The sequence below is a fragment of the Prosthecobacter debontii genome, assembly GCF_900167535.1.
In the GTDB taxonomy this organism is placed as follows: domain Bacteria; phylum Verrucomicrobiota; class Verrucomicrobiia; order Verrucomicrobiales; family Verrucomicrobiaceae; genus Prosthecobacter; species Prosthecobacter debontii.
Map to the genome: position 1 here is coordinate 97,493 of NZ_FUYE01000006.1, position 20,661 is coordinate 118,153.

Genomic DNA, 20,661 nt, shown 5'->3' on the forward strand with positions numbered 1-20,661 from the left:
GCCTGCGCATCCACTGATCCATGGATCCACTCATCCGTCCCTCATCCACTGACGCGGGGCCTCACTTCATCTGCTTGGTCGCAGGGAGGTGATCGGCATAACCGGCGCGGGTGCGCTGGAGTTCGGCCACGGCGGTGGCACGTAGTTTTTCCAGGGTGGCCCGGTGCGCGGGGGCATCCGCCAGGTTGGTGAGTTCTTCGGGGTCGGCCTGGAGGTCGTAGAGCTCCTCGGTTTCTCCAGGGGTGAGGTAGCGCACGTATTTGTAGTGGCCGTCATTGAGGGCGGCATACCAGGGCACGTGGTGATGCGCGGCGTTCTGGGGATCTTCCGTCACCACCTTCGTCACGTCGTGGCCGAAGTGGTCGCCCGTGGCTTCAAAGAAGCAGGGGTAGGGCCAGGCAGCACCTTCGGGGTCTTTCAGCAGGGGGGTGAGATCGCGCCCGTGCACCTCCCAGGGGAGGCGGATGCCGGAGAAGGCGCAGAAGGTGGCCACGAGGTCGGTGCCATTCACGGGCTTGGTGCAGGCTTTCCCCTCCGGCAGGGTGCCGGGCATGGAGATGATGAGCGGGCTGCGGTAGGCGGCGTCGTAAGGGGCCAGCTTGGTGCGCAGGCCATGCTCGCCGGTGGCGAAACCCTGATCGGCGGTGAGCACCACGAGGGTGTTCTCGAGCTGGCCGCTTTCCTTGAGGGCTTTCATCACCTCGGCCACGCCCTCATCCAGAGACTGCGCGCAGTCATTGAGCTGGTGGATGTGGTCTTCATAGGGGCGGGCTTTCTTGGCATTGTCGCCAAAGGTTTCGCCACTCTTGAGCGGGACGATGCGGCCATCCTTCGCCTTCTTCCAGGCTTGGGTTTGGTTCAGATACTCCGGCTTACCCTCACGCGGAGGCAGGATGTCCGCTGGGATGGTGACGGGGTCGTTTTTATGCAGGCCCTTATGACGATCCGCCGGGGTGGTGGGGCCATGGACGCCGCCGTAGCAGAGCCAGAGGTACCAGGGTTTGCCCGCCTCACGATGCTTCCCGCGGATGTAGTCGGCGGCCCAGCGGGTGTAGTTGTCGGTGGAGTAATCGGGGTTCGGCGCGTCGGCCTTCACGCCATTGATCTCCAGGATCTGGTCGGTGTAGTAGTTGCCGGCGTTCTCGGGATACTTGGGGCGGTTCCAGACGATTTGGTAATCCCAGTCACGGCCATAACCCGAGTCTGTGCCGGTGTGCCATTTGCCAATGTGGGCGGTGTGATACCCGTGCTGGCGGAAGACGGCGGGGAAAAACGGCGTCTGCTGGGGATCATAGGTACTGCCTGGATACTTGCCACTCATGCGCATGGACTCGATGCCGTGCGGGTGCCTGCCGGTGAGCATGGTGGCGCGTGAAGGCATGCACCAGGCGCCCATGTAGGCATGACTGAAGCGGACGCCATGGGCGGCCACCTCATCCATGGCCGGGGTCTTCACGCCGGGCAGCGCCTCGGGGTAACAAGACAGCGTCTTGTAGGAGTGATCATCCGTGAAGATGAATAAGATGTTAGGCGGTGTCGAAGCCGCCGGAGACGGGAGGCTCACCCCCCAGACGGTGGTCAACAGAACGAACAGAGAGAGGGCGTGGGAGCAACGGCGGCGCGACATGCGCTCTAAACGCAGGTCACGGGCTAAACTCTCACGCTGTGATCAGATCCAAGAGATCGATCAGTGAGCGCTGACGCTGGCGTTATTGATGCGAGCACCGGAGGGGTCCACCACACGCACCGTCACGAAGAAGACGATGTTCTTGGTGACACGCTGCTTCACGTCACTCTTGAACAAGCGACCGACGACCGGCAGATCACCCACGAGTGGCACCTTATCCTGGATGATGATCTCGCGATCCGTGACCAGACCGCCGAGCGCGATGGTGGCGCCATCCCAGACCTTCACCGCCGTGATCACCTTTTTGCTCTCAAAGATGGGCTGGAAGATGAGGTTAGGGGTCAGCTCAAAGAAGAAACCTTCGTAAATGGAGCGGATGGGCGAGCCATAGTTCACAAAGCCCAGAAATTCCGTGAAGTCAGGCGTGATGGCCAGATCCACCGTGCGACCATCGTCAGAGATCACCGGTTCCACTTCCAGGATGACCCCCGTCTTACGTGTCTCAAAGGCGGTGGGAGTGCTGGGGGTGATCACGGCGGGGGGCAGGGGCAAGGGCACGGGATTGCCCGTGACCGCATCGACCAAGTTGTTGTTGCCAACGCTGGTGGGGATCTGTGGAGGATCGAATTCCGTCGGATAGATCAGTTCACGTGCGATTTCGACCGTGGCTTTCTGGCCACTGCGTGTGACCACGCTCGGTTGGGCTGTGAGATCGACGCCCTTTTTTTGGTCCAAGGCCCGCAAGACACCTTGGAACTGGGGGTCGGTCATGACCCCTGTGACCGAAAGAATGCCCGGTGTCCGCGAGGAGACCTGAGAACTGGTGCCGCCGAAAAGGACACCATCAATGCCCGCCAACCCCAAATCACCGGAAGAACGCAGGCCAGCCGTGATCGGATTCTGGCCAATGGGGTTGTTGCCCAATGCTGTGATGTCCCGATTCGGGAAATCACTCGCGAGGTAGTTGCTGTCTTGAGCATTGCCTGTGCTGCCTCCGGCAAATTCCACATTCTGGGACCGATTGGCTCCGAGTAACCAATCGAAGCCCAGCTCGTTCAGCCTGTTGTCGCTCACTTCGAGAAGGCGCACTTCCACGACGACTTGCTTGGGGGAGCGGCTTTGAGCCTGTTCCACCAACTGATCGACAAGCTCGATATTGCGCGTGGTATTGCGGACGATCAGCGTGTTGGTCGCCGCGCTGTAGCTGGCACTGGTGCCTTCACCGAAGGTGACGCCATAGCTCTGTAGAAATTCTTGGGCACCGAGACGGCGTGTGACTAGGCCTGATGGGGCAGCGGTAGAGGTGTTGGCAAAGGGATCCGCACTGGCAGTGGCAGCGGCATCTCCCACGGGGGCGCTGGAGATGAAGTCCGGCGGCACTCGGTAGGATTTGGAGATGAGCGTTTCAGAGTCTTGGGTGGCAGAGAGCAGCCGGACGGCATAGTCTTCCACGCGGTAGGTCAAACCAGCGATCTTGGTGACATAGCGCAGCACTTCCTCAATGGGTACATCTCTCAGGTTGAGGGAGATGAGCGGGGTCGAGACGTCGGAAGACTGACTGAAGACGAAGTCCACGCCCTTGCCCGTTGGATCGAGATCCCGTGAACGCACGCGCAGATATTCCATGACCTCGTTGAGGGCGGCCCCACTGAAGTCGATCTGGGAGATGCGTAGGGTGCGGAGTTTTTCCTGGATGGCCTCACGCCCACCCTGGATGGCGGTGGATGAGGCACTGCCAAAGAGGCCGGAGACATCCATTTTTTGGGGAGGCAGTTTCTGTTCCCAGGCACCGTCCACCTCATTGAGCATCTTGCTGCGGGTATGATCCTTGGCAGCGGCAAAGTAGTGCGCACGTTCCTTTTCCGTCAGCTCCATCCCACGACGGGCGGCGGAGTTGTAGGCGTCCAGGCGGATCACATCTTCATAGGTGTGCAGGGCCTGATCATACTGCCCGGTTTCACGCTGGGAATTCGCCAGGATGAGCAGTTTCTTCACCTGATTGACCTTGGCCACATGCTCAGGGGTGAGCGCTGGGGGGAAGCGATCTGGATCCGCCAGGCGCTTGCGCAGCAAGGCGATGCGGCGATCTCCGGGTGCCACCTGAGGCTGGTCCAGTTTATCCAAGATGGCCTTGGCACCTTCATAGTCCCCCACTTCTGCCAGCTCCGTGGCACGGCGCAGGCCTAGACGCAGGTAGCCCTCCAGCGCGATGATGCGCAGTTCCTGAGCTTGAGGGGTATCCGGCAGGGTGGTGAAAGCGGTTTCGTAGATGGCCAGGGCAGCGGCGGTGTCGCCTTTTTCCACCAGTACCTCAGCCTCAGTGAGGCGGGCCTGCTGCGCAGCGATGACGGCATTCCGGCGCTGAAATTCTTTATCCGCCAAACCTGAGGAAGCCTCTCCAGCCCGGACAGCAAGAGGGGCCAGAGGTAAGCTGCCAGCCAAGGCCAGACTGAATACAGCCGTGTGCACGGCGGAGCGGCGGGCGGAGCGTAGGTTCGGGCGTGACATTCGGGGATTCGGGCAGGGACGAAAAGGCGAGCAATATCAATTTTTTCCATTCAGCCCAAGCTTTTTCTCTGAGGATCGCATCTTTGGCACGTTGTGAAGAAAATTCTCCGTCTGACTAAACACTTCGAGAGATTCTTTTTCAAAGAAGATGCAACCTTTAAAAAATCCGTCAGTTTGAGAAGTCCTGCCAATCATGTCTTTACATTGTGAAGTTTTTTCTTCGTCGTTGCCCTCACGCTTTCTCAGTCGTTTGGGCTTGGCAGGTAGCCTGATGGCGCTGTGCTTTGCACAGGTCTCCGCGCAGATCACGGACCTGAGTGATCTACGTCAACTTCTGACGAAGGACAATGGCGTCCTCGGCGCTTCTTCGGGCGCTCCGCATAGTTCCACTCCGACCAGCCAGAACCCGAATATTTTTTACGCGAGCCCCGGCCCGTGGGGGAAGCTGCGCTGCTCCTACATCTACCTGGAGGCGCCCAAGTCTCTGGTGGATAACTTTCCGCTGCCCAATTCCCGCCCGCGCTGGACCTTTTCCGAGGAAAGCCTGCCGACGCTACCGGCGCTTTTCCAGAAAGCTGGTCTCTCTCAGGCCTTCATCAATGTACTGATGGATGAAAACCAGATGGTGAAGGAGAACGGCTTCGCTCACATCTTCCCACCGCAGCCGGACCTGGAAGCGATCACGCCAGAGTCACGCGCCATCATTTACACAGAGCTGTCTAAGTACCCCCCTAACGAATTTTGCGTGGACCCGGTGCTCATCGTCGGCCAGACGGTGAAGGAATGGTATCGCACCAGCAAACTGCGGCCGGAACTCATCGCGAAGATCGAGCAGCTCTCCTACAAGCGTGGGGATACCATCGCCTTCAGTGACATCTCCGCTTTGCTCAACTATGCGCAGTCGGACTCCGAGGCCCGCACTTTGTTCAAGTCCTTCACCCGCACCCGCTCGCTGATGATCAAGGTGGAGGTGGATCACAACACCAATGTCGAGGAGCTGGTGAACTACTGGACGCTGGGCATGGGCCTGCGCCGCAAGGACATCGAGCCGCTCGTGCAATCCATCATCGATACCGATGGCGTGGAGGCTCTGCCGCTCTCCCACCTGCTGCCCAGCCTAGTGCGTAAGCTCATGTATACCTATCCAGGTCTGGATCTGGCCAAGCATGGGATGCTGCCTGACTGCCACTGGACCTCACTCAATTTCTTCAACTACGATCCGCATGAATACCTGCTGGACTCCCGCTTGGCCACCAGCGCCGTGTTGGAGAACTTCGAGCCGGTGGAACCGCCTTATAAGTATGGCGACGTGCTGTTCTTCCTCAGCGATACCACTGGGGATGCCTTCCACTCCTGTGTTCACCTGGCCGATGGCATCGTCTATACCAAGAACGGGCGCAATCTGCTCTCCCCGTGGGTGCTCATGAAGATCGACGATGTGAAGAAGATCTACCTCTACAAAGGTGACGGTCACATCCAGGGCTTCCGCCGGAAGAATCCCGAGGTCTCCATTCCCTCCAATGAATAGTTGGTTAGGTTGTCGCGAGGTTTGATCGAGCGGGTGGCTGCCCACGTCGTTCAGGTGCCTAACAAAAAATGACCGCTTTCGCGGTCATTTCTTTTGATGAATCGATGGTTGGGCTGTGGCTGCTTACGGCAGCTCGACGATCACTTCGATCTCGACCAGGGCCCCCAGCGGCAGTCCGGCCACGGCCACGGTGGATCGGGCGGGTTTATGCCCACTGAAAGCGGCATCATAAAGCGGATTCACCTTGGGGAAATCGGCCATGCTTTGCAGGAAGACGGTGGCCTTCACCACGCGGGTGAGGTCCAGACCTTGGCTGGCAAGGAGGGCCTTGATATTGGCCAGGACTTGCTGTGTTTGACCTTCCACATCGGTGGCGTCGATCTTGCCCGTGGCAGGGTTGATCGGGATCTGGCCGGAGCAGAAGAGGAAGCCGTTGGAGCGGACGGCCTGGGAGTAAGGGCCGACGGCGGCCGGCACTTCAGGAGCGTTGTTGATGAGTTCCATGGAGAGGGAGGTTGGGGAAAAAGAGGAAGGGAAGGGGAGATCAGTCCTTTTTGATCAGCGTCTCGTAGAGGGCCTTGGTGCGCTCGGCGATGCTGGTCCAGCTAAACCGATCCACGGCACGCTTCCGCCCTGCCACCGCCATGCGACGACGTTTTTCGGGGTCGGCCATCAGGGTATTGATGCTCTCGGCGAGGTCACCGGCGAAACGCTGGGGATCGAGGGCTTCGAAGGGGCTCTCATGCTGCTGATCCAGCGGCACGAGCAGGCCGGTTTCTTCATGGACGACCACCTCCTTGATGCCACCCACGGCGCTGGCCACCACGGCAGTTTCGCAGGCCATGGCTTCCAGATTGATGATGCCAAAGGGTTCATAGATGGAGGGGCAGCAGAAGACCTCGGCATGGGAATACATGGCGATCTTTTCCGCCAGCGGCAGCATGGCCTGGATCCAGACGATGCCTTCGCGCTTCATCTGGGCGGCGGTCACGGCCGCCTGCATTTCGGCGGCGATCTCAGGCGTATCCGGAGCACCCGCGCAGAGCACCACCTGATAGCCCGGATTCATCTTCTCGATGGCACGGACCAGATGGATGATGCCCTTCTGCCGTGTGATGCGCCCGACGAAGAGCACATACGGGAGATCTGGATTCACCCCATGTTTACGCAGCACCTCGGGCGCTTCCACCTTCTGGTATTCCTGCGGATCAATGCCGTTGTGAATGACGTGGATCTTATGCGGGTCCAGTTTGAAAAGGCGCAGCAAGTCAAACTTGGTCTCTTCTGAAACCGCGATGATGGCGTCCGCCATCTCCAGCGCGGTCTTTTCCAGCCAGACGGTGAAGTCATAACCTCCGCCGAGCTGCTCGCGCTTCCAAGGGCGGAGCGGCTCCAGGGAGTGAACGGTCAGCACCATGGGCACGCCGTAGTTCAGCTTGGCTAAAATGCCGCCGAAGTGGGAGTACCACGTGTGCAGGTGCACCACCTGGGCATCGACGTTGCGAGTGTTGAAATCCAGGCAGCGCTGCAGGGCGCCAAAGACAGATTTCAGATTGGCCGGGCTGGTCCAGCCTTCGGTATTCAGGCCTGCTCCATGCACCGTGAGGTTGGGGGCGTTGTCTTCTTGGTCGCCAAAGCAGCGCACCTCCACCTCCATCAGCTTCGCCAGTTCTCGGGTCAGGTATTCAACATGCACCCCGGCGCCCCCATAGATGTGCGGCGGGTATTCGTTCGTGAGGAAAAGCGATTTCATGGACGATCCGTTCTCTAGCGTAGTCTGCCCGCATGACGCAAGCGGCAGTGCTGTTTAAACGGTTTTCGTCCGTGGAGTGAGTGTGTCACAACAAGTGATGCGGCCACTCCTGGCCGCAGTTCAAGGGAGATTTGGCTCCCTCTGGTTGAGAAACGGGGAGACGACCTTGGCGAAGACTTTTGCTCGCAAGATCGTCGCCAGGACTTCAGTTGCGGCCAGGAGTGACCGCATCACGGGACTTCGGTTGCGGCCAGGAGTGACCGCATCACGGGACTTCGGTTGCGGCCAGGAGAGACCGCATCACGGGACTTCGGTTGCGGCCAGGAGCGGCCGCACCACGGGACTTCGGTTGCGGCCAGGAGTGACCGCATCACGGGACTTCGGTTGCGGCCAGGAGTGACCGCATCACGGATGATCACTTAAAGTGCTTGGCCGCTGCTTTGAGGTGGGCGGCATACTCCTCGGTGCGCATCTCCACACGCTCGCGGATGCTGCGTTCGCCGATGCCGTCGTGCTTGGTGGCGACGAGGGCTTTGAGCAGGTTGATGAGGTCACGCACATCACTCTGCATGACGAACTCGGGAGCGATCTTTTTGGTGGCGTCGTCCAGGTTATGGTAGTTGCCCAGAGGGACGGAGATGCCGACGCTGCGATGGCCTGCGGCCTGCATGGCGGTGGCTTCACAGGCTCCGGCATCCAGCAGAGCGCGCTGCACACGGATGCCTTGTTCCTTGGCGGTGGTCATCAGGATGGCCACGCCTTCGCTATCGAAGACGGAGAGGCGATCTCCGACACGGACGACGGGGCCACGGCCCATGGCGGCACCATTGACAGGGCGGCTCGTCTCGATGGAAAGGAAAACGTCATCGGCACCGAAGGGCCATTTCTGACCGATGTGCCAGGCTCCGAGGAAACCGACTTCCTCCGCGCGGGTGAAGACGGCGTGGAAGGTGGTGCTGAGATTCAGGGCGGCCAGCTCCCAGAAGGTGGCGACGATGACGGCGCAGCCGACGAGGTCATCACAGGCGGTGGCTTCGATCTTTTCTTCGGTGATGTTCACGGGGAAGACCCAGGTGGCGATGTCACCTTTGGGTTTGCCACGGAGGCCGCGTTTCACACCGGCTTCCACTTCAGGCTTGGGCACGCCGCCCAGAAATTCGAAATCGTCTTTGCCCTTGCTGCCGGGCACACGCACGAAGGCGGGGTGATCCATGTGAGCTCCGAGCACCCAGGTGGGTTGGCTCTTGCTCTTCCCATTCTTATAGGTGGCGATCAGGTTGCCGTATTTGTCACGCTTGGTTTTGACATGAGGGCAGCCTTTCAGCAGCGCTTCAATTTCGGCACGGACATAGTATTCGTGGAAAGGAGCCGTCGGCTGCTTCAGAATTCGCTTGAGAATGGTGGTGAGGTTGGGCACTGCCATGTGTCACCGTAACTGCCTTTTCTCATCCCACAATCGCCAAAGGTGAAGAAGCTTCGATATTTCTGCGAGACCGCTCTGGTCGCCTCCGCTGCCTGGCTGCTGCCACGGCTGCCTCGTTCTGTCATCCTGGCTCTGGCTCGGGGCATCGGGTCGGTGGCCTATTGCTTGGATGCTCGGGGGCGGAAAACGGCGCTGGAAAACCTGCGCGTGGCCTTTGGGAATCAATACACTCTGGCGGAGCGGAGGGGGATCGCGCGGCGTTCCTATCAGGTCTTTGCGCGCACGTTTCTGGATCTGTTCTGGTCCTCAGCCCTCACGCCGGAGACGTGGCAGGAGCATGTCTCCATCATCCTGCATGATCCCCAGGCGGAGGCTCAGGCACGGGAAACCGGCGGCGTGTGGGTGACGCCGCACTTTGGGAATTTCGAGTTCGTCAGTCTTGTTTGGGGCTTCCGCGGCGTGCCATTCACGGTGGTGGCGCAGGATTTTAAGAACCCGAGCCTGACGGCCATTTTTAAAAAGCTGCGTGAGCACTCCGGGCACAACGTCATCTCTCAGGAGAACGCCATGCTGAAGCTGATGAAGGCGCTGAAGCGGAAGGGCCACGCAGGTTTGCTCACCGACCTGAACATCCCGCCCGGCAAGGCCTCCACGGCCATTCGCTGCTTTGGCCTGCTCACCTGTGTACCCACGCTGCACGTGCAGTTGGCCAAGCGTCTGGAGCTTTCCCTCATGACCGGCGTGGCGCGCCCGCTGCCGGATGGCCGCTGCGAGGTGTCCATCTTCGAGGCCCTGCAACCCAAGCCCGAAGACGATGTCACGGCGCTGACTCAGCATGTGTGGGATACCTTTGAGAAAGCCATCCGCGAGCATCCGGAGTGCTGGCTGTGGATGTATAAACACTGGCGCTACCTCCCCGGCCAGGAGCCTGATCCGGCTTATCCCGACTACGCCAAACCCTCCCGCAAGTTCATGAAGATGCTGGCGGAGATGGCTGCGGCTCGGGCCGGAAACGCAGGGTGAAAGGGGTGGTGTGCACTGATCGAGAGCGTGCGTCAGTGGAATCTTCGAATCGGGAGGGAAGTCTGCGACACGTTCCCGCACCGTTTCAGGCCGTGTCGGCTGATCAAACGCTTCGCAATGCGCGGTGAGACGGGTTATGGACAGGGAAGAAACCGATTTGCAACCCATCCATGACGTCCGACCCTCTCGGTAATGAAGCGGCCCCGGAGGCCTCCCTCAGTCCCACGCCCCACAAGCGGCGCAAGCGCTACAGTGGCAAAAACCCGCGTCGGTTTGAGGATAAATATAAGGAGCTGAATCCCGACAAATACCCGGATGCCGTGGCCAAGGTGCTGGCGGCGGGGAAGACCCCGGCAGGGCAGCATGTGCCCATCATGGTGAATGAGGTGCTGGAGTGCCTGAAACCGCAGGCGGGTGAGCGTGTGGTGGACTGCACCCTGGGCTATGGCGGGCATACCCGGGCGCTCTGGCAGAGCGTGCAGCCCGGTGGCCATGTCCTGTCTCTGGATGCCGACCCCCTCGAGCTGGAGCGCACCACCGCCCGGCTGCGGGCCACAGGTCTGGGGGAGGAAAGCTGGACCCCCATGCGGTGTAACTTTGCCGGTCTGCTCAAGGCGCTGTCTGACCAGGGCTGGAATGAGGGCGCGGACGTTATTTTTGCCGATCTCGGCCTGTCCTCCATGCAGATCGATAACCCGGAGCGCGGCTTCACCTTCAAGCACGACGGTCCGCTGGACATGCGGCTGAACCCCCAGCGTGGGAAACCCGCCGCCGATCTCCTGGCGGACCTGAGTGTGGAGAAGCTGGCCCGGCTGCTGGAGGAAAATGCCGATGAACCGCGCGCCCAGCTCCTGGCCCAGCACCTGCATGACCGCGTGCGGGAGGCCCCCATCACCCGCACGAAGGCCCTGGCGGAGACGCTGCGTCAGGCCCTGCCGCGCGGGCTTTCCACTGACGATGCGGATGCTACGGTGAGGCGGGTATTCCAGGCCATCCGCATCGCCGTGAATGAGGAGTTCACCGTGCTGGACAGCCTGTTGCGGACGCTCCCCGGGGCATTGAAACCGGGCGCGCGGGTGGCCATCCTCACCTTCCACTCCGGCGAGGATCGACGGGTGAAAAAGGCCTTTCAGGAGGGCCTGCACACGGGTGTTTACAGCCAGGTCGCCCGGGAGGTCATCCGCGCCTCATCCGAGGAGCAGCGGCAGAATCCGCGGTCTTCTCCGGCCAAGCTGCGGTGGGCTTTTCGCACGATGGGGACTGATTGACAAACACCACGGCTGCGTGAAATTTCACGAGTGCCTAGAATAGACATCCCTCGCAAATCTATTTACCGCCTGTCCATTTATCAGCGTTGCCTAAGCAAGCTTCGCGAAAACGATGTTGATACGGTGTCGTCGGAAGCTTTGGCCAAGGCGGCCGGGGTGAAGCCGACTCAGTTGCGCAAGGATTTGGCTTACTTCGGTCAGTTCGGCACACGCGGCCTGGGTTATAACGTGGATGTGCTCAGCAGCACCATTTCCGAGGTGCTGGGGCATAATCGCTTGCAGCCCGTCATCCTCGTCGGGGTGGGGAATCTCGGTTCCGCCCTGCTGCGCTACGGGGGGTTCCGCAAGGAAGGTTTCGAAGTCGTGGCCGCCTTTGATGTCAACCCGAAGCGTCAGCCGGATCTTGCCACCCCCATCCTGGCCATCACGGCGATGATGGAGTTCATCCAGGAAAACCAGGTGAAGATGGCCATTCTGGCCGTGCCTGCCGTGGCGGCCCAGAGCGTGACGAATCAGATGGTCGAAGCTGGCATCCAGGCCATCCTGAATTTCTCCCCCTCCGTGCTGGACGTGCCCGAGCATGTGGTGGTGAACAGCGTGGACCTGGCGGTGGAGCTGGAGAACCTCAGCTACTTCATTCGTTAAGATCGGATTCGATCACGGGTCCGCCGCAGGCGGTGGACGAAGTCCGAACGGAAAGGGGATGAAGGCATCGTTGGATGCCATCGCGGCCTGAAGCGCCGCTCGGATTCAGCCCAGGCCGTCAGGCCTGGGGTGGAGGTGAAGGCCCTGTTTCAAGCCAGGGTCGCGCTCTGAAGGAGCGCGGGAACGTGTGGCGCTCTCACCGAATCTCCGACCTACGCCTTCCCCGTGCGGGTGCGTTTGGCTTCTTGTTTCAGGAAGAGCGGCTCCAGCGTCTGGCTGATCCAGGCGAAGGCGGCGTCCAGGCCGTCCTTCTGATAAATGACGCCGATCTCCGCCTCCACCTTGGTGGGGTTGCCCACGCAGTTGAGGAATTGATTGCAGGTGAAGCGGGTCTTCATCTCCGCATCCACGCGGCCCTGGGTGCGCAGGATGTGGCTGCGCACGTAGAGCTCCAGCACGGCATCCCCCACCCAGGCGTCTTGGCGGAGTTGATCGAGGATTTCGGACTGGGTGGGATTGGCCATGGAGGGGAAAGATGAACGCTGACCGTGCCGGATTTTTCGCCTCAGGGCAACTCCTGACCGCAGGGACAGGAAAGGTTTGTTTTTGAGCAAGGTGACTGAAGGGCTTGTCTTTGCTTAGCTAACCCTCGTATGGTGATTCGTTCCCCGATTTCTCTCATGAAAATGCGCCCCCTTCTCCCTGTCCTCGCTGCGCTGGCCTACACCCTTCCCACCATCGCCCAGGATCTGGTGCCGGAGACGGTCCCGGCGGCCTCACCCCCTCCGGAGTCGGCCCCGCTGATCGATGAATGGGAGAGCATCGTGAACATCGATGCCTCGGTGCTGATGCCGGACTACCGCGAGCCGTGGAACTCCGGCCAGCCCTCGGGCGGCTCCGGCACCGGCTTTCTGATCGGGAAAAACCGCTTCCTCACCAATGCTCATGTGGTGAGCAATGCCATCAAGCTGGTCATCCGCACCACCAATGACCCGGAGCCGCATCCGGCACGGGTGGTCTTCATCGCCCATGACTGTGACCTCGCCATCATCGAGGCGGAGGATGGCACCCCGTTTGAGAAACTGAAGCCGCTGAGCTTCGGCGGCATTCCGAAGCTGAACACGGAGGTGATCGCCGTGGGTTACCCCATCGGGGGAGATCGCATCTCCGTCACCCGCGGGGTGGTCTCGCGCATCGACTTCCGCCCTTACAGCCATAGCGGGGTGGATTCACACCTCGCCATCCAGGTGGATGCGGCCATCAACCCAGGAAACTCCGGCGGCCCGGTGATCCAGGAGGGGAAAGTCGTCGGTGTGGCCTTCCAGGGCTTCAGTGGCCGGGTGGCGCAGAATGTCGGTTACATCATCCCCGTGCCGGTGGTGGAGCGTTTCCTGAAGGACGTGGAAGACGGCCACTACGACCACTATGTGGATCTGGCGGTGAGTGATTTCGCCATCGAAAACAGCGCCCAGAAAAAGGCCCTGGGCCTGAATGGGGATGGCGTGGGCGTCATGATCGCCGATGTGGAGCCTGCGGGCAGTGCCGGTGGCCTGCTGAAGCGTGGGGATGTGCTGCTCTCCATGGATGATAATCCGGTGATGAACAACGGCCTCATCCGCTTCCAAGGGGAGCTGATGGACATGAATGAAGTGGTGGAGCGCAAATTTGCCGGAGATAAGTTGAAGCTGGCCTACCTGCGGGATGGCAAGAAGCTGGAGAAGGAGCTGACGCTGAAGCGCTTCGACCCCTATGTGCGCCTGGGTGAGCAATACAATCAGCGCCCGCGCTACATCGTCTATGCCGGTCTGGTCTTCCAGCCCATGGATAAGAACCTGATGGATACCTACCAGATCGGTGACAGTGCGGCGAACTACATGTTTGACAATTTTCTTACCGAAAAACTCTACGTGGAACGGCCCGAGCCCGTGCTGCTGACGAACATCCTCACCGATGAAGTGAACACCTACATCACCCCCTACGCGCAGAGCGTGGTGGATGAGATCAACGGCGTGAAAATCCGCAGCCTCAAAGATGTGAAAGAGGCCCTCGCGAAAAAAGGCGATAAGCCGGACTTCGTGGTCATCAAGCTCATGGAAAAGGACCGCCCGCTGGTGCTGAAGCGCGACCTCGCTGAGACCGCTCACCCGCGGATCATGCAGACCTACAACATCCCGGAGGACGCCTACCTCGGCGCTGAATAAGCCCCCGCTCCGGAGCCCCCTGCCACCCCTTTTTCCCTCACATCGTCTCTTCGATTCATGAAGCCTTTCCTCACCCTCGCGCTCCTGTTTCTCACCGGCATCGCCACGGCCCCAGCCCAGACGGCCGCCTCGGCGGCTGAAACGCCCGCTGCCCCACCCCGCCTGGCCCCGCCTGCCACCCCCCCACCCCCTGGAAAACCGCAGGAGCCCAGCCCGGGCCACAATCCCATCGGCACCATCGCCAAACCCGGCCCCATGCGCCCGCTGGAGCGCACCACTCCGCAGTCCCCCATCCTCCAGGCCAATTCCCTGCTGAAGGTCAACGTCACCTACCAGGGCTACAATCAGCGCATCCCCTGGCAGAAAGACAGCGCCGGAGGCCGCCGCGGTCTCGGCGTGGTGCTGGAGGGGAACCGCGTGCTCGTCACCGCCCAGATGGTGGCGGACGCCACCTACATCGAGCTGGAACTGCCCGAGAGCGGTCAGAAGATCGCCGCCCGTGTCCTGGCCGTGGATTATGAGGCCAACCTCGCCCTGCTGGCCGCCAATTCCATCCCCGCGCGCAACGCCAGCTTCTTCGCCGGCCTCACCCCCATGGAGGTGGACACCTCCGCCCGCATCGGTGACACCCTGGTGGTTTGGCAGACCGGCCGCGTGGGAGATCTCATCGTCACCCCCATGCGCGTGAGCAAGGTGATGAACCAGGGGTACGTCGTCGATAACGCCAGCTTCATCGTCTATGAAGCCCAGGGCATCATCCGCAGTGAGGCCAACAGCTTCACCCTGCCGGTGGCTAAGGGCGGCAAGCTGGCCGCCCTGCTGCTGCGTTACGACTCGAAAAACCAGATCGCCACCCTCCTGCCCGCACCGATCATCGAGCACTTCCTCAAAGACGTGGCGGATGGTCAATACGATGGTTTCCCCTCCATGGGCATCGAGTTCCAGATCACCCTGGATGACCAGTTCCGTGAGTATCTGGGCATGAAGCCGGAGCAGCCCGGCGTTTACATCAGCGGCGTCACCCCTGGGGCCTCCGCCGACAAAGCCGGGGTGAAAAAAGGCGATATCATGATGGCCATCAACGGCTACTCCATCGACTCCCGTGGCGACTACATCGACCCCCAATTCGGCCCTCTCAGCGTCAGCCACGTCGTGCGCGGCAAGGCCTTCGTCGGTGATGAAGTGGAGATGAAAGTGCTGCGGGATGGCAAGGAGATCACCCTGAAGGGCAAGCTCGCCCGCAAGCAACCGGACGACTACCTCGTGCGGCCCTACCTCTTCGATCAGGGTCCGAAATACCTGCTCAGCGGCGGTCTGCTCTTCCAGGAGCTCACCCGACCCTACCTGAACACCTTTGGCAGCGAGCAGCAGGGCGGCCCCATCCTGCGCCTCAACCGCATCGCTGGTAGCCCGGAAGCCTATGAGAAAAAAGGTGTCAAACACATCGTCTTCCTCAGCGCCGTGCTGCCCACCGTCAGCACCCAGGGTTACGAGCGCCTCAGCGGCCAGATCGTGGAGGAGATCAATGGCGTGACCATCAAGCAACTCGGCGACGTGGCCGAGGCCTTCAAAAAACCTCAGAACGGCCTCCACACCGTCAAGCTCGAGCAGTATCCCTTCATCATCTACCTGGACGCCATCAAGGTGGAGCGGGATAACCTCCAGCTCATGAACGGCATGTTCCGCATCGGCAGCCTCTCCCGCCTGGACTAGGCGGGAGAAGATGGCTGGCTGGATAGGTGGATGAATGGATGCCAAGGCGGCATCGTGGGGGCAGCGGAGGCGCTTGCCAGGAGGGTAGGCTTCACCAGCGACTCTGAAGTCGGGCCCCTGCCTCTGGCGCTTGCGCATCCATCCACTTATCCATTGACCCAGCGATCCCTTCGCCCTCTCCGCGAAACTGCCGGAAGGCCCCCCTTGCACTCTGCCGCTGAAATGGCATAGAAAGAGAAGACCGACCCTCCATGCCCCACGCTCTCCTCATCAAATTCCCCGGCACCAACTGCGATCTTGAAACCTCCCGCGCTCTGGAGGCCGCTGGTTTCACCGCTGAAGTCATGCCCGTGGCCCATCTGGAGCCCACCTCTTTGGACAAAGCGCAGCTCGTGGTTTTCTCCGGCGGCTTCAGCTATGGTGACTACGTCATGAGCGGCCGCATCGCTCAGCTCATCACCAAGCACAAGCTCGGCGAGCGCCTGAAGCAGTTCGTGGCCAATGGCGGTTACGTGCTCGGCATCTGCAACGGTTTCCAGATCCTTACCCAGCTCGATCTCCTGCCTCGCGGCAGCCTGATCCACAACACCAGCGGCCGCTTCATCTGCCGCTGGGCCCCGCTGAAAAAGAACGGCAATACCAGCCCCTTCCTCAAGGCCCTGCCCGAGAACTTCGAACTGCCCGTGGCCCACGCCGAAGGCCGCTTCGTCGGCGAGCCCGGCGATGCTGAAAAATACCTCAAGGACGGCCACGCCGCCCTGCTCTATGGCAAGGACGTCAACGGCTCCACCGCCCAGATCGCCGGTCTGCAGGACGACACCGGCCGCGTCTTCGGCCTCATGCCCCACCCCGAGCGCTTCATCGCCAAAAACACCCACTACGATCCCGATTGGAACGCTGCCGAACAAGGCTGGGGCTACTACCTCTTCAAAGGCGTCGCCGAAGCCATCGCCGCCTAGGCGGGTGGGACTGTTCGTCCCAGTGAAAACTGAGGCCGACAGGGTGAAGGGGTAAGCCGACACACGTGTCGGTTAGCTTCCTTTGGGGTGAAAAATGAGGCAGGCCGGGCTGGCCCTGCCTTCCAGGCCCGATGGTTCAGAGTCGTGGGCTTATAGGGTCTCTCAGGTGCGTCACGCATCTATGCAGATCCGTCAGGCTTCCCACACCCTTGCGAGGCCTCCGAAGATCCGCTAAGAGTGGCACATGGCCTCCCATCCCGAAGGACTCAGCATCGCTCGTCAACGCATCGCCGAGGAAAAAGAGAAACGCACAGGCTTCCTCGACCTCGGCATGCTCGGCCTGAAAGAATGGCCCGAAGAACTCTGGGAACTGGGGCATTTGACGGGGCTGAATTTAGGAAGTGGATGGCCTGATAATAATGGACAGTGGATATACTTGGGTGATGAACTGGAGGAAAATCAGTTGCCAGACAAGGGTATTAACTGGCTACATATTCCAAACCTAAAACGCCTCTTTTATTGCAGGGACTATTTACGTGGCTATGCGTGGCAAGATATTTCCCACCTTCAAGTTTTGACAAAATTGGAAGAATTGGATTTTTGTGGCTGTAATGTGCGATCACTGGAACCTCTGTCTAAGCTTAAATTATTAAAAAAACTAAGATGCGGAAGCAATCCCTGGGCTGATGCAACGCCTCTGGAACAGCTCCAATCATTGGAAGCTTTGGATTGCTGTGCCACTAATTTAACAAGTTTGGAGCCAATCTCTAAGTTGGTGAACTTAAAGGAACTGAACATTTCGAGCATAGATCTTCTGGATATAAGACCAATTGCTCAGAATAATAATCTTGAAAGTATTGATTTTTACGAAACAAGTATCACTACCGGACTTGAGCCACTTGAGTGTCTCCTTAATTTACGGCACATTAATTGTGGGGGAAGTGGTATTACGGACTTGGGGCCGATACGAAATTTATCCCGTCTTGTTAAGCTAGTTTGCTCGAAAAATCCTATAAACTCATTGGAGCCCATCTCTGATTTGATTAATTTGCTAGAATTGGAATGTTATTCTATTAATGTCACCAATCTAGATGCATTGAATGGATTGGAATATCTTGAGAGGCTTGATTGTTCATACACGAAAATTAGCGACTTAGCTGCCTTGGTCGGTTTAGATTCCTTGAGTCACCTCGATTGCTCATACACGAAAATATGCGACTTAAGCGTGATGAGCGCGTTGCATTCTTTGCAGAATCTGAATTGTTCGAATACGAAAGTTAGTAAATTGGAGCCACTTTGCGGGTTGAGTTATTTACATAGTCTCAATTGTTCTAACACGCAGATCAGCAATCTAGATGCTTTGAGTTCGCTTAAATCTCTAAGGTTGTTGAATTGCGAAAAAACGGGTGTAGATGACCTGCTGCCTTTAGTTGGGTTAGAATGTTTGGAAAGTATTAACATTTCAAGAACGAACGTCAGTGATCTGAAGCCGTTGACGATGTTGCTTGGCTTGAAATCTATCGTTGCCTCTTTTGTTCCTATCCATTCTATCCCAAGTGAAATCATTTGGAGTCCCGTCATCCAGCATCTAATACTTTACGTTACATGCATTCAAAGTGTCCCAAGAGAGGTATTATCTCCCAATAGTTACACCTCCTGTCTCGAATCTCTCCGGGCTCACTTCCAGGACCTGGAGGCAGGTGAAGCTCTGCTGCCGGATGTGAAGGTGATGGTGCTGGGCAATGGCCGGATCGGCAAGACCCAGATCTGCAATCGGCTGCGGGGTTTGCCTTTCGAGGCCGAGTCGGATAGCACCCATGGCATCACGGTGACGACGACACCGCTGAAGTGGGGCGGGCACTCTTGCCCGCCTTGTCTTCCTGCTTCCGTCGCAGACGGACTGGCCCATCCGCCTTCAGAAACCAGCGGGCAGGAGTGCCCGCGCTCCTCTCAAGAGGCGCAAGCGGCGAAGTCGCGAAGCGAGTGCCCACCTCACTTGTTGCGACTCTGGGACTTCGGCGGGCAGGACATCTACCATGGCACGCATGCGCTCTTCATGCGCAGCCGGGCGCTGTTTCTCCTGGTGTGGACACCGGACTCGGAGAATAGCGAGACGCATGTGCATAAGGGCATGACCTTTCGCAATCAGCCGCTGCCCTACTGGTTGGCCTACATCCGTCATCTGGCGGGCGTGCAGAGCCCCGTGCTGGTAATCCAAAATCAGTGTGATGCCCCAGCCGATGAAAGGCTGCGCCCGCCTGTGGAGGACACGCTTTTACAACCCTTCGATCTGAAAAAAATGCTGCACTACAGCGCCTACAATCGACGGGGGCATGCGGCTCTGGAAGAGGCGCTTCAAGATGCGATCGAGCACCTGCGCCAGACCCAAGGGCATGCGGTGATCGGTAAGGGCAGGCTGGCGGTGAAACAGCACATCGAGGCTCTGCAAAAGGCCGATGCGGAGATCCCCGAGGTGGCGCTGAAAAAGAACCGCACGATCGCGCGAATGCATTTTCAGCAAATCTGTGACACCTGTCAGGGCGTCAGCAGTCCCGATCATTTGTTAGACTACCTGCACCAGACGGGAATCGTGTTTTACCAGAAGGGTCTTTTTGACGATCAGATCATCCTGGATCAGGCCTGGGCGCTGGAGGCGGTGTATGCGGTCTTTAACCGGGAGAAGTGCTACAAGACCCTGAAGCAGATCCGGGGGCGCTTCACCCGCAGCCTGCTGGAGAGCCTTGTCTGGCAGCAACACAGTGAGGAGGAGCAGAAGCTTTTCCTCACCATGATGAAGAGCTGCGGCATCTGCTTCGTGCATCGGCGGGGAGATCAACAGCGCGGGATCGAGACCGAATACATCGCCCCGGATCTGCTGCCTGAGTATGCTGAGGTGGAGGATGAGGTGGCGGCGCAGTGGGATAGCACCGCCGTCTGTGACGAGGTGCAGATGGAGGTGGGCTTCCTCCACGCCGGGCTGATGCGTGGGCTGCTCTCCCGCATCGGCTCCGAAGCAGGCATGACGGCGGTGTATTGGAAAGATGGAGTGTGCCTCTATGAGAAGAAAACGCGCAGCCATGCCCGGATCGAACAACGGCCTGTGAATCGAAGCGACGCTAGCCCGTGCAGCGGGATCATCCACCTGCGGGCCTATGGTGGGAACTCCCTGCAACTGCTGGAGATGCTGACGCCGTGGTTCTGGGATGAAGTCAAGCGCGCAGGCTGCCAAACCGACGGCATCCTCACCACGGAACACCCGCTGAATCTGTTGGCGAAGGACAAGCGGCTCACCCTGAAAGGCGGCTCAGAGGTGGTGGATGAGGAAGCCGAAATTGACACGCCGCCAGTGGAGATGAAACCGGACTTCACCTCCCCACCCCGCACGCAGACGACCTACGGGGTGTCCTATGCCTGGAACGATGCCAGCCAAGAGATCGTTAACCAACTGTGTGATCAGGCGGTAGCGGAGCACGGGGTGAAAATCCTGCGCGATGTCACGGGCATGGGGCTGGGGGAAAGCATCAGCAAATTCATGCGCACGCTCACGCAGCAGGATCGGGTCTTTGTGATCCTCAGTGCCAAGTATCTGCAATCTCCCTTCTGCATGTATGAACTGTGGCAGATCTGGATCAACTGCCGAGCGGATGATGAGGCCTTCCGCCGATGCGTGCGTGTGTATCGCCTGCCGGACGCCGCCATGATGAGCCCGATCGAGCGTGCCCGCTGCGCGAAGTATTGGCGAGATCAGTTCAAGGAACTGGATGATCTGGTGCGTGTCGAAGGGGCGGACCTGCTCGGCGAGCTGGACTTCAAGCGCTACAAGCTCATGCAGGACTTCGCCAATCGCGTGGGGGATATCCTTGCGGTCATTGCCGACATGCTGCTACCCCAAGACTTTTCTCAACTGGAGCAGCACGGCTTTGGAGACGCCGAGCGTGAAAGCGGTGAATGAGCCCCGGGTCCAATCAGCCAGGTCAATCCCTGCATGACGAGTTCAAGGCTGAGTCACGAGT

14 protein-coding genes are annotated in these 20,661 nt (G+C 59.4%); 8 read left to right on the top strand and 6 right to left on the bottom strand.

The annotated features are described in order from the left end of the window. Positions 1 to 61: 61 nt before the first annotated feature. Both B5D61_RS10690 and B5D61_RS10695 read right to left on the bottom strand, forming a co-directional pair. Positions 62 to 1,627 carry a sulfatase-like hydrolase/transferase gene (locus tag B5D61_RS10690; RefSeq protein ID WP_078813380.1) on the bottom strand — a complete coding sequence of 522 codons (1,566 nt, stop codon included), beginning with the start codon at positions 1,625 to 1,627 and terminating at the stop codon, positions 62 to 64. 60 nt (positions 1,628 to 1,687) lie between these two features. Continuing rightward, positions 1,688 to 4,135: an Amuc_1098 family type IV pilus outer membrane protein gene (locus B5D61_RS10695; protein WP_078813381.1), complete on the bottom strand. Its 2,448-nt coding sequence runs from the start codon at positions 4,133 to 4,135 to the stop codon at positions 1,688 to 1,690. Between the two features lie 193 nt (positions 4,136 to 4,328). Between B5D61_RS10695 and B5D61_RS10700 the strand changes: the two genes are divergently transcribed. Further along, positions 4,329 to 5,663: a hypothetical protein gene (locus B5D61_RS10700; RefSeq protein ID WP_139373193.1), complete on the top strand. Its 1,335-nt coding sequence runs from the start codon at positions 4,329 to 4,331 to the stop codon at positions 5,661 to 5,663. Positions 5,664 to 5,786: 123 nt separating this feature from the next. On the opposite strand, the gene B5D61_RS10705 is transcribed toward B5D61_RS10700, so the two are convergent. From B5D61_RS10705 to B5D61_RS10715, 3 genes are all read right to left on the bottom strand, one after another. After that, the gene (locus tag B5D61_RS10705) at positions 5,787 to 6,167 is read right to left on the bottom strand and encodes a RidA family protein (RefSeq protein WP_078813383.1); all 381 of its coding nucleotides are present in this window, start codon (positions 6,165 to 6,167) and stop codon (positions 5,787 to 5,789) included. 40 nt (positions 6,168 to 6,207) lie between these two features. Beyond that, complete coding sequence (gene glgA, locus B5D61_RS10710; RefSeq protein ID WP_078813384.1) at positions 6,208 to 7,416, bottom strand: glycogen synthase; 1,209 nt, start codon at positions 7,414 to 7,416, stop codon at positions 6,208 to 6,210. 415 nt (positions 7,417 to 7,831) lie between these two features. Then, positions 7,832 to 8,839 carry a M28 family peptidase gene (locus B5D61_RS10715; RefSeq protein WP_078813385.1) on the bottom strand — a complete coding sequence of 336 codons (1,008 nt, stop codon included), beginning with the start codon at positions 8,837 to 8,839 and terminating at the stop codon, positions 7,832 to 7,834. A 42-nt stretch (positions 8,840 to 8,881) separates the two neighbouring features. Between B5D61_RS10715 and B5D61_RS10720 the strand changes: the two genes are divergently transcribed. The 3 genes from B5D61_RS10720 (at position 8,882) to B5D61_RS10730 (ending at position 11,775) form a co-directional block, all read left to right on the top strand. Beyond that, complete coding sequence (locus B5D61_RS10720; protein WP_176159350.1) at positions 8,882 to 9,862, top strand: lysophospholipid acyltransferase family protein; 981 nt, start codon at positions 8,882 to 8,884, stop codon at positions 9,860 to 9,862. A gap of 170 nt (positions 9,863 to 10,032) precedes the next feature. Further along, the gene (gene rsmH, locus B5D61_RS10725; RefSeq protein WP_078813387.1) at positions 10,033 to 11,130 is read left to right on the top strand and encodes a 16S rRNA (cytosine(1402)-N(4))-methyltransferase RsmH; all 1,098 of its coding nucleotides are present in this window, start codon (positions 10,033 to 10,035) and stop codon (positions 11,128 to 11,130) included. A gap of 30 nt (positions 11,131 to 11,160) precedes the next feature. Then, positions 11,161 to 11,775, top strand: a complete 615-nt coding sequence (locus B5D61_RS10730) for a redox-sensing transcriptional repressor Rex (protein ID WP_078813388.1) — start codon at positions 11,161 to 11,163, stop codon at positions 11,773 to 11,775. Between the two features lie 212 nt (positions 11,776 to 11,987). Here B5D61_RS10730 and B5D61_RS10735 read toward each other — a convergent pair whose 3' ends face one another. Beyond that, positions 11,988 to 12,299, bottom strand: coding sequence for a ribonuclease III domain-containing protein (locus B5D61_RS10735; protein WP_078813389.1), 312 nt, complete (start codon positions 12,297 to 12,299; stop codon positions 11,988 to 11,990). A gap of 156 nt (positions 12,300 to 12,455) precedes the next feature. On the opposite strand from B5D61_RS10735, the gene B5D61_RS10740 reads away from it, so the two are divergent. The 4 genes from B5D61_RS10740 (at position 12,456) to B5D61_RS10755 (ending at position 20,600) form a co-directional block, all read left to right on the top strand. Then, positions 12,456 to 13,976 carry a S1C family serine protease gene (locus tag B5D61_RS10740; protein ID WP_078813545.1) on the top strand — a complete coding sequence of 507 codons (1,521 nt, stop codon included), beginning with the start codon at positions 12,456 to 12,458 and terminating at the stop codon, positions 13,974 to 13,976. Positions 13,977 to 14,033: 57 nt separating this feature from the next. After that, entirely contained in the window at positions 14,034 to 15,689 is a 1,656-nt protein-coding gene (locus tag B5D61_RS10745) for a S1C family serine protease (protein WP_078813390.1), read from the top strand. Between the two features lie 251 nt (positions 15,690 to 15,940). Continuing rightward, on the top strand, positions 15,941 to 16,648 hold the full coding sequence (gene purQ / locus B5D61_RS10750; protein ID WP_078813391.1) for a phosphoribosylformylglycinamidine synthase I: 708 nt from the start codon (positions 15,941 to 15,943) through the stop codon (positions 16,646 to 16,648). A 1,510-nt stretch (positions 16,649 to 18,158) separates the two neighbouring features. After that, complete coding sequence (locus B5D61_RS10755; RefSeq protein ID WP_176159351.1) at positions 18,159 to 20,600, top strand: COR domain-containing protein; 2,442 nt, start codon at positions 18,159 to 18,161, stop codon at positions 20,598 to 20,600. The last annotated feature ends 61 nt before the right edge of the window (positions 20,601 to 20,661 follow it).

Excerpts from the sequence above, each read along its gene's own strand:
- B5D61_RS10690 (WP_078813380.1), bottom strand. The coding sequence starts at position 1,627 with ATGTCGCGCCGCCGTTGCTCCCACGCCCTCTCTCTGTTCGTTCTGTTG.
- B5D61_RS10695 (WP_078813381.1), bottom strand. The coding sequence starts at position 4,135 with ATGTCACGCCCGAACCTACGCTCCGCCCGCCGCTCCGCCGTGCACACG.
- B5D61_RS10700 (WP_139373193.1), top strand. The coding sequence starts at position 4,329 with ATGTCTTTACATTGTGAAGTTTTTTCTTCGTCGTTGCCCTCACGCTTT.
- B5D61_RS10705 (WP_078813383.1), bottom strand. The coding sequence starts at position 6,167 with ATGGAACTCATCAACAACGCTCCTGAAGTGCCGGCCGCCGTCGGCCCT.
- glgA (WP_078813384.1), bottom strand. The coding sequence starts at position 7,416 with ATGAAATCGCTTTTCCTCACGAACGAATACCCGCCGCACATCTATGGG.
- B5D61_RS10715 (WP_078813385.1), bottom strand. The coding sequence starts at position 8,839 with ATGGCAGTGCCCAACCTCACCACCATTCTCAAGCGAATTCTGAAGCAG.
- rsmH (WP_078813387.1), top strand. The coding sequence starts at position 10,033 with ATGACGTCCGACCCTCTCGGTAATGAAGCGGCCCCGGAGGCCTCCCTC.
- B5D61_RS10735 (WP_078813389.1), bottom strand. The coding sequence starts at position 12,299 with ATGGCCAATCCCACCCAGTCCGAAATCCTCGATCAACTCCGCCAAGAC.
- B5D61_RS10740 (WP_078813545.1), top strand. The coding sequence starts at position 12,456 with ATGAAAATGCGCCCCCTTCTCCCTGTCCTCGCTGCGCTGGCCTACACC.
- B5D61_RS10745 (WP_078813390.1), top strand. The coding sequence starts at position 14,034 with ATGAAGCCTTTCCTCACCCTCGCGCTCCTGTTTCTCACCGGCATCGCC.
- purQ (WP_078813391.1), top strand. The coding sequence starts at position 15,941 with ATGCCCCACGCTCTCCTCATCAAATTCCCCGGCACCAACTGCGATCTT.